7 protein-coding genes are annotated in these 5,991 nt (G+C 37.7%); 4 read left to right on the plus strand and 3 right to left on the minus strand.

From position 1 onward, the window contains the following. Nucleotides 1-181 precede the first annotated feature (181 nt). Together J7J00_RS25945 and J7J00_RS25950 are read left to right on the plus strand one after the other, a co-directional pair. Nucleotides 182-460, plus strand: a complete 279-nt coding sequence (locus J7J00_RS25945; protein ID WP_214795829.1) for a hypothetical protein — start codon at nucleotides 182-184, stop codon at nucleotides 458-460. Between the two features lie 219 nt (nucleotides 461-679). Then, the gene (locus J7J00_RS25950; protein WP_214795830.1) at nucleotides 680-946 is read left to right on the plus strand and encodes a hypothetical protein; all 267 of its coding nucleotides are present in this window, start codon (nucleotides 680-682) and stop codon (nucleotides 944-946) included. A 273-nt stretch (nucleotides 947-1,219) separates the two neighbouring features. On the opposite strand, the gene J7J00_RS25955 is transcribed toward J7J00_RS25950, so the two are convergent. Next, on the minus strand, nucleotides 1,220-1,423 hold the full coding sequence (locus tag J7J00_RS25955) for an alpha/beta-type small acid-soluble spore protein (protein WP_034315006.1): 204 nt from the start codon (nucleotides 1,421-1,423) through the stop codon (nucleotides 1,220-1,222). A gap of 422 nt (nucleotides 1,424-1,845) precedes the next feature. On the opposite strand from J7J00_RS25955, the gene J7J00_RS25960 reads away from it, so the two are divergent. Together J7J00_RS25960 and J7J00_RS25965 are read left to right on the plus strand one after the other, a co-directional pair. Further along, nucleotides 1,846-2,925 carry a DUF3626 domain-containing protein gene (locus J7J00_RS25960; RefSeq protein ID WP_214795831.1) on the plus strand — a complete coding sequence of 360 codons (1,080 nt, stop codon included), beginning with the start codon at nucleotides 1,846-1,848 and terminating at the stop codon, nucleotides 2,923-2,925. 556 nt (nucleotides 2,926-3,481) lie between these two features. Continuing rightward, complete coding sequence (locus J7J00_RS25965) at nucleotides 3,482-5,017, plus strand: APC family permease (RefSeq protein WP_214795832.1); 1,536 nt, start codon at nucleotides 3,482-3,484, stop codon at nucleotides 5,015-5,017. A 251-nt stretch (nucleotides 5,018-5,268) separates the two neighbouring features. Here J7J00_RS25965 and J7J00_RS25970 read toward each other — a convergent pair whose 3' ends face one another. Further along, on the minus strand, nucleotides 5,269-5,418 hold the full coding sequence (locus tag J7J00_RS25970) for a hypothetical protein (protein WP_214795833.1): 150 nt from the start codon (nucleotides 5,416-5,418) through the stop codon (nucleotides 5,269-5,271). Next, nucleotides 5,415-5,654, minus strand: a complete 240-nt coding sequence (locus J7J00_RS25975) for a helix-turn-helix domain-containing protein (protein ID WP_214795835.1) — start codon at nucleotides 5,652-5,654, stop codon at nucleotides 5,415-5,417. Before J7J00_RS25975 ends, J7J00_RS25970 begins: the two co-directional genes overlap by 4 nt. Nucleotides 5,655-5,991: the final 337 nt, after the last annotated feature.

The following is a 5,991-nucleotide window of genomic DNA, read 5'->3' on the forward strand; positions in this document are numbered from 1 at the left end:
TTGCTTTCTTTATTGAGGGAGTTTAGTTAAACAAGTATTAAACTTAGTAAAAGGTGCCGTTATCCATTTTTACCGAATTCTTTGTCTATCATAATTTTTGTATGGAATAAATAGGGAACATATTTTTTCTGTGGTAAAATATGTATAGTAGTAAAAACGAAGTATTAGGAGGATTTTTCATTTGAAAAAACGTAATAAAATTGTTCCGACTTTTTGTTTTGCGGGTGTTCTTTCACTGTCCCTCGGTTTTATAAATTATAATTTTAGCAATGCCGAAGCAGCCTCTCAATCTAAAATTGTACCTTATGTACCTTTCAATTACGCACCGATTTACAAAGAGAATGCCACTATTCGTGTATCTGCAGAAGACCAAAATATGGTGGAAAACTCATCAGTTCCATTTGGGTTTTTACAACAACAAAATGGACAAGCAGTATTCTTTGAAAAGACGAGGCATTAATTAAGAAGAAAGAACAATTTGAGCTTAGAAAAAACCAAGCTCTTTTTTCTCTTGAGAAAATAGCTGAAGATGAATTCTTTAGCTATTGCATATAAATTATATCCTTGATATTAAATTGTTTTCAAGCAAATGATAATGACTTCTAAGAGCTGGGAAATCTTAGCTCTTTTTTTGTTGCTAACGGGTGCTTTACTTCAATAACAGGGGGATACTTAAGCTATGATAGATTTTCTTTTAGGCATTCTTTCCGCAGGATTCGGGGATAATTCTTTGGATACTCGAAGAATTGATCGAAATATAGAAATGCTGAAAAATCATACTTGGTTTAAAGATATATACGAAGATGAAAATTATCATCGATTGTTTTTTGTAAATAGAAATGTTAGGCGGTATTTACAAAGTACAATGCGTGTAAAAAGAATTATAAAAAGGGCAAAATCTCAAAGAGTATTTCTTGTATATTTAGATAAACAGTTAAAAAAATAAAATATCCTTAATCAACTAACAGGTGCTTTACTTCAATAAGGGAGGTTGCTGCGGCAGCCTTTTTTTTATGTAACTAGAGAGGTAGCTTAGTGAAAACGCACAGTGAATGACGTTTGCTTTCACAATAGGACTGTATGGATATGTGTAGTACAGTTTCCTCGTACTGCGACATAGCAAAATAACAGCAACTGATGTTTCTGTTTCTTTTTTGATTTGGAGAATTATAAATAGGGATAGTCCAATCACTATCCCTAACAATACATATGATTTCGATTAACGAGTTCTTCCGCCTAATTGTTGTTCAGCCATTTGCACTAAACGTTTTGTAATTTCTCCACCAACAGATCCGTTTGCACGAGATGTTGTATCAGCGCCAAGTGTAACACCGAATTCACTAGCGATTTCGTATTTCATTTGTTCTAGAGCTTGCTCTGCACCATTAACTACTAATTGATTATTGTTGTTATTTCTAGCCATGTTGTCAGCTCCTATGAATATAATGTGTTGCTAGTCATAGGTTTTGATATTGTTAAGAGTTATATACATAGATTCCAAAATAAATTAAGGCAATGATTAAGTGAAATTAAAACTCATCTGTGGCTCTAGAGGGAGAGCACAGGAAAACATTGAAGCCACCGGGTCGCAAGGAAGGGTTTCAGAAGCTCCGAAAGGCAAATAATCTTAGGGAGAGACTTTCTCCTCCTATTGCACAGTTTGTGTCAACTCTATAATAAGTCTTAAAGAGCTAACGGATGCTTTAGCTGAAGATCAGAGCTGTCTTTAAGGTAACTTTTTCTTTATGCAACTATCGGGGCAGATTAGTTGAATAAGAAGGGAAAAACAAACTTTTCATTGAATTAATTAGGATCAATTTAATAAAAGGAGAGACTCATCTGTTCATGAAATTATCAATGTCACAACTATTTGCTTTAGAGCATTTTACAAAGTATGCAAGGAACCATAAACATCAAGCTAAAGCAACCATTAATCACATATTAAAAATGTCAAATATCTCGGATAAGATATTTGAAAATGCTGTTGTTAATTTAAAGACTCACGCAAAGATTGGCCTACATTTTCATCCAGATAGACCAGATTCGACTATGAAAAGCGTTGCTGAAGCACTGCTTGAGCAGGGAATATATAAGAGCCAGTTTGAAACATTTTTATCTAATGGCAGCGTATCCGCATACTCTGGTGGTGAACGCGACATTTGGGAGAAGAGAATTTTTGGAGGAGCATATCAACTGGAGGGCACAACCAATAACCAACGGCCTAAATATGGGGCACTTAATTTGATGTTACATCCAGATGGGCCTGCTCCACGTTTTGGATCATGCTATTTTATTCTTTCCCCTGAGGTCTCATATCGTTCCACCTACACGTATTTGGATTCGCATCAAGACCCAAAAGAAAAGGGTACTTATGAAGAGTTTGACATCATTTTGGCTGCACTCTTGGAAGAGGCGTTCTTAAGAGATTTTGCAATCGGTGAAAGAAATCTGACGCCAGCAAGATTAATCAATCATTTACTGGTTAACCTAGAAAACCCGTTTATGGATCCAGCAAACAAAGAGCCAAACCGCAATCTTAACCACTATCTTGAAGCCCAAGTTCATGGGGATATTTCACTTAAAGAAGACGTGGAAGTGCTTGTTGCAGATCCTTCATTCAAGGACACTCATGTAGGGAGAACAATGGAACAAATATGCCTTAAGTATTCTATTGATCTATATTGGCACATGGGTTTTGTACTTATGGTAGACGAGGTTCCTGCTGATTTTAGGGGTTTATCAATGACTTCCTTGGCAAAACGCATTGCACAAAATAATTTTATCGATGCGAACATAATTGGATCTGCTGTAATGGACTTGAAACGCAATCCAGTATCTTGGAGTGATCGCGGAACTTATAAGGAGATACTTCAGGAATTAAAACTATTGTGGCACGTTTTAGTGAGATATGGAAAGACAATCTAAAATTGAACTAAAGGGTTTATGAGTTGAACAAGGAGTTGTTGAGGCAACTCCTTATTTTACCTATAGTAGAAAAATGAGATTGTGAAGATTTGTACTTAAACTAACGGGTGCGTTAGTTGAACAAGAATTACACATTAAAGACCAAAAACACTTGGGTACTCAAGTGTTTTTTATGCTAATTATATTGTTTTTTAATCTGCTATTTAACTTGCCAATTCGTATGTTATTTACTTTGTTATTTGGCTTTTTCTCCACGTTATCTGAACTACTTACTAAAAAGCTAGGGTTCTGCCCAACAGTTCCACGTTCCTATGAAGTTATGAATAAATTATGCATTAATGATTAAAAAGTAATAACAGATGGAAGTTATTTGGCATAAAATCCCTATCCCCCATCTTAAAATTATTTCAGAGTTGAATACAAAATATCAAAATTGAAATTTAGTTGTAAAATTTACCTCTATCAAAGTGTAATTAACTGAATATTTATATTATTTTTTATATTGGCGCAGCAATTGCATATAAGAATATATCTACCATTTTAAGGAGGCTCAAATATGCAAGAAAATCTGAATAAAAAAATTGGAGGTTCTGCGTCAGAACATTATGATAGCGATGCTGCACAACTGGCATCGCTTGGATATGAATCTGAATTTCGCCGCGACATGAGTCCGTGGGCAAACTTTTCGCTAGGGTTCACTTATCTTTCACCTGTAGTAGGTGTGTACTCACTATTTGCATACGCACTTGCGCAAGGTGGCCCACCTATGATTTGGAGTTTTTTCATCGTTGGACTCGGACAATTACTAGTCGCACTTGTCTTCAGTGAGATTGTTGCACAATACCCTGTTGCAGGAGGAGTTTATCCTTGGGCACGAAGACTATGGGGGCGCAAGTGGGCGTGGATGACTGGCTGGGTTTACTTAATGGCCTTGCTTGTGACGATTGCCAGTGTCGCGTACGGAGCTGGACCTTATCTAGCACAAGTTTTGGGTTTTGAAGTATCGGTGGACTCCGCGATTCTTTGTGCAGTAGTCCTTCTTGCACTATCGACTATCATCAATTTTCTTGGCACAAAGGTTCTCGCAGCTGCAGCAGTTATTGGTTTTGCTGCTGAACTTATCGGTGCGCTTGTAGTTGGATTTTGGTTGCTTATCACACAAAGGGTGCACGGTCTTGATGTGCTCTTTGATTCTTTTGGTGCTCAAGGTAGTCATAGCTACATGTATGCATTTGCAGCAGCTGGATTAATTGGAATTTTTCAATATTATGGGTTCGAAGCTTGTGGTGATGTTGCTGAAGAAGTACCGAATCCAGGTGTTCTTATCCCAAAGGCAATGCGTCGGACCATTTACATTGGCGGTGCTGCAGCAACTTTTGTTTGCCTTGCTTTAGTACTATCAGTTGCTGATATCCCAGCAGTTATCGCTGGTAAGGACGTAACGCCTGTTGATACCTTGCTAAACGATGCATTTGGTGCTGTTGGCGCGAAGATTGTACTGGGTATTGTGTTGATTTCTTTCCTTTCATGTGTAATGAGTTTACAAGCGGCAGCAAGCAGACTTGCCTATTCGTATGGCCGTGATGACATGATTGTAGGAAGCCGATTGTTAAAGAAATTTTCGGCTGCTCGTCACATCCCACCTTATGCGCTGCTTCTTGCCGCAATTGTCCCAGCCCTCATTGTGCTTGGATCAAAAGTGTCTACAGATGCGCTCACAAAGGTAATCAGTTTTGCGGCATTTGGCATTTATCTTGGATTCCAAATGGTTGTCTTTGCTGCACTTCGAGCTAGACTAAAAGGATGGAAGCCAAGTGGTAAGTATCAATTGGGCAAGTGGGGACTGCCCGTCAATATTGGTGCGCTTGTCTACGGAATCATCGCAATGATCAACATGTGTTGGCCAAGAACGCCAGATGCACCTTGGTATGATAACTATATCGTGCTCGTTTCAGGAGTCATAGTTGTAGGTATTGGTATACTGTATATGATGATTCATCGTAGCTACGGACATAGCAATGTGCCGTATAATGTTGCGATACCGAAAAAATATATCTCTCATAAAAACAAGCGCAATGACATGTCAATGTAGGTTTGTTGCTAACTCATATTAGCCACTCTAAAGGGTTTTCCTTCTTCACTTTTTTTATTCGTAAAAATCTCTTAAACTTTGATTACCAGAAATTATATTTTCACTCGTTTTTTTTTCACGCATCCCGTAAACTAGACTGGACACTCACATATTAAAACAGAAGGGTTCGAGATCTTTTAAAGATTCTCGAACCCTTCTGCTTATGTTCAATTATTCTATCAACGCAGACTTACATTTTACTAATTTTTTATTCATCCCCATCCGTCCTTCCATTGGCGAAAGTTAATGGACGTAATCGGTTTTTCTTTTCCAGTCATTTCACTATACATATAATCGATTCCTTTGATCATTGCGTAGAAGGTTACAACAGGGATTATCAATGCAGTCGTAAAAGGTATCATTCCTTATCCCTCCATTTATCCAATTCTTCATCATTCACGTTAATGGCATAACTTCTGCCTTCCTTCTTCAAATACCCTTCATTTACTAATTCCACCATCATGGCATGAACCTTATTATTCCCTAAACCTATCAATCTTGCTAACTCATTTACTCGGAGCTCACCAGTGTTTGCGATCCAGCGTTTCAGCTGGTCAATTGGTTCTTCTTCTTTGACCTCTTGAATTTCACCCTCCACAACAACCCCGTCAAACAGATGAATAAGCTTATCAAAGATATTTTCCTCCTCCTCCTTATTCAGTGTTAATACTGGGGCTTGGAATCGTTCAAATTCATTCTTACTGCCCTCAATCTTAGCGATACGGTCACAAAGTAACGGGTGCTTACTTCATTATCAGGAGCTGATCAGCAGCTCCTTTTATTATGGAACTAAAGGGGCAGGTTAGCATTCCTGTAGTTCGTTATTTTTCAGCTTTGAAAAAAATAGGGCTCCTCAGTAAGATATGAGTAAGACATCACTCTAACTCAAAATCTTAGGAGGAACCTTAATATGGATTTTAAAATGCAAGACAAAC

Origin of the sequence: Bacillus sp. ISL-4 (assembly GCF_018613275.1) — a bacterium.
Taxonomy (GTDB): Bacteria; Bacillota; Bacilli; order Bacillales; family DSM-1321; genus Peribacillus; species Peribacillus simplex_E.

Coding starts and splice junctions, on each gene's coding strand:
- J7J00_RS25960 (WP_214795831.1), top strand. CDS start 1,846: ATGAAATTATCAATGTCACAACTATTTGCTTTAGAGCATTTTACAAAG.
- J7J00_RS25950 (WP_214795830.1), top strand. CDS start 680: ATGATAGATTTTCTTTTAGGCATTCTTTCCGCAGGATTCGGGGATAAT.
- J7J00_RS25970 (WP_214795833.1), bottom strand. CDS start 5,418: ATGATACCTTTTACGACTGCATTGATAATCCCTGTTGTAACCTTCTAC.
- J7J00_RS25965 (WP_214795832.1), top strand. CDS start 3,482: ATGCAAGAAAATCTGAATAAAAAAATTGGAGGTTCTGCGTCAGAACAT.
- J7J00_RS25955 (WP_034315006.1), bottom strand. CDS start 1,423: ATGGCTAGAAATAACAACAATAATCAATTAGTAGTTAATGGTGCAGAG.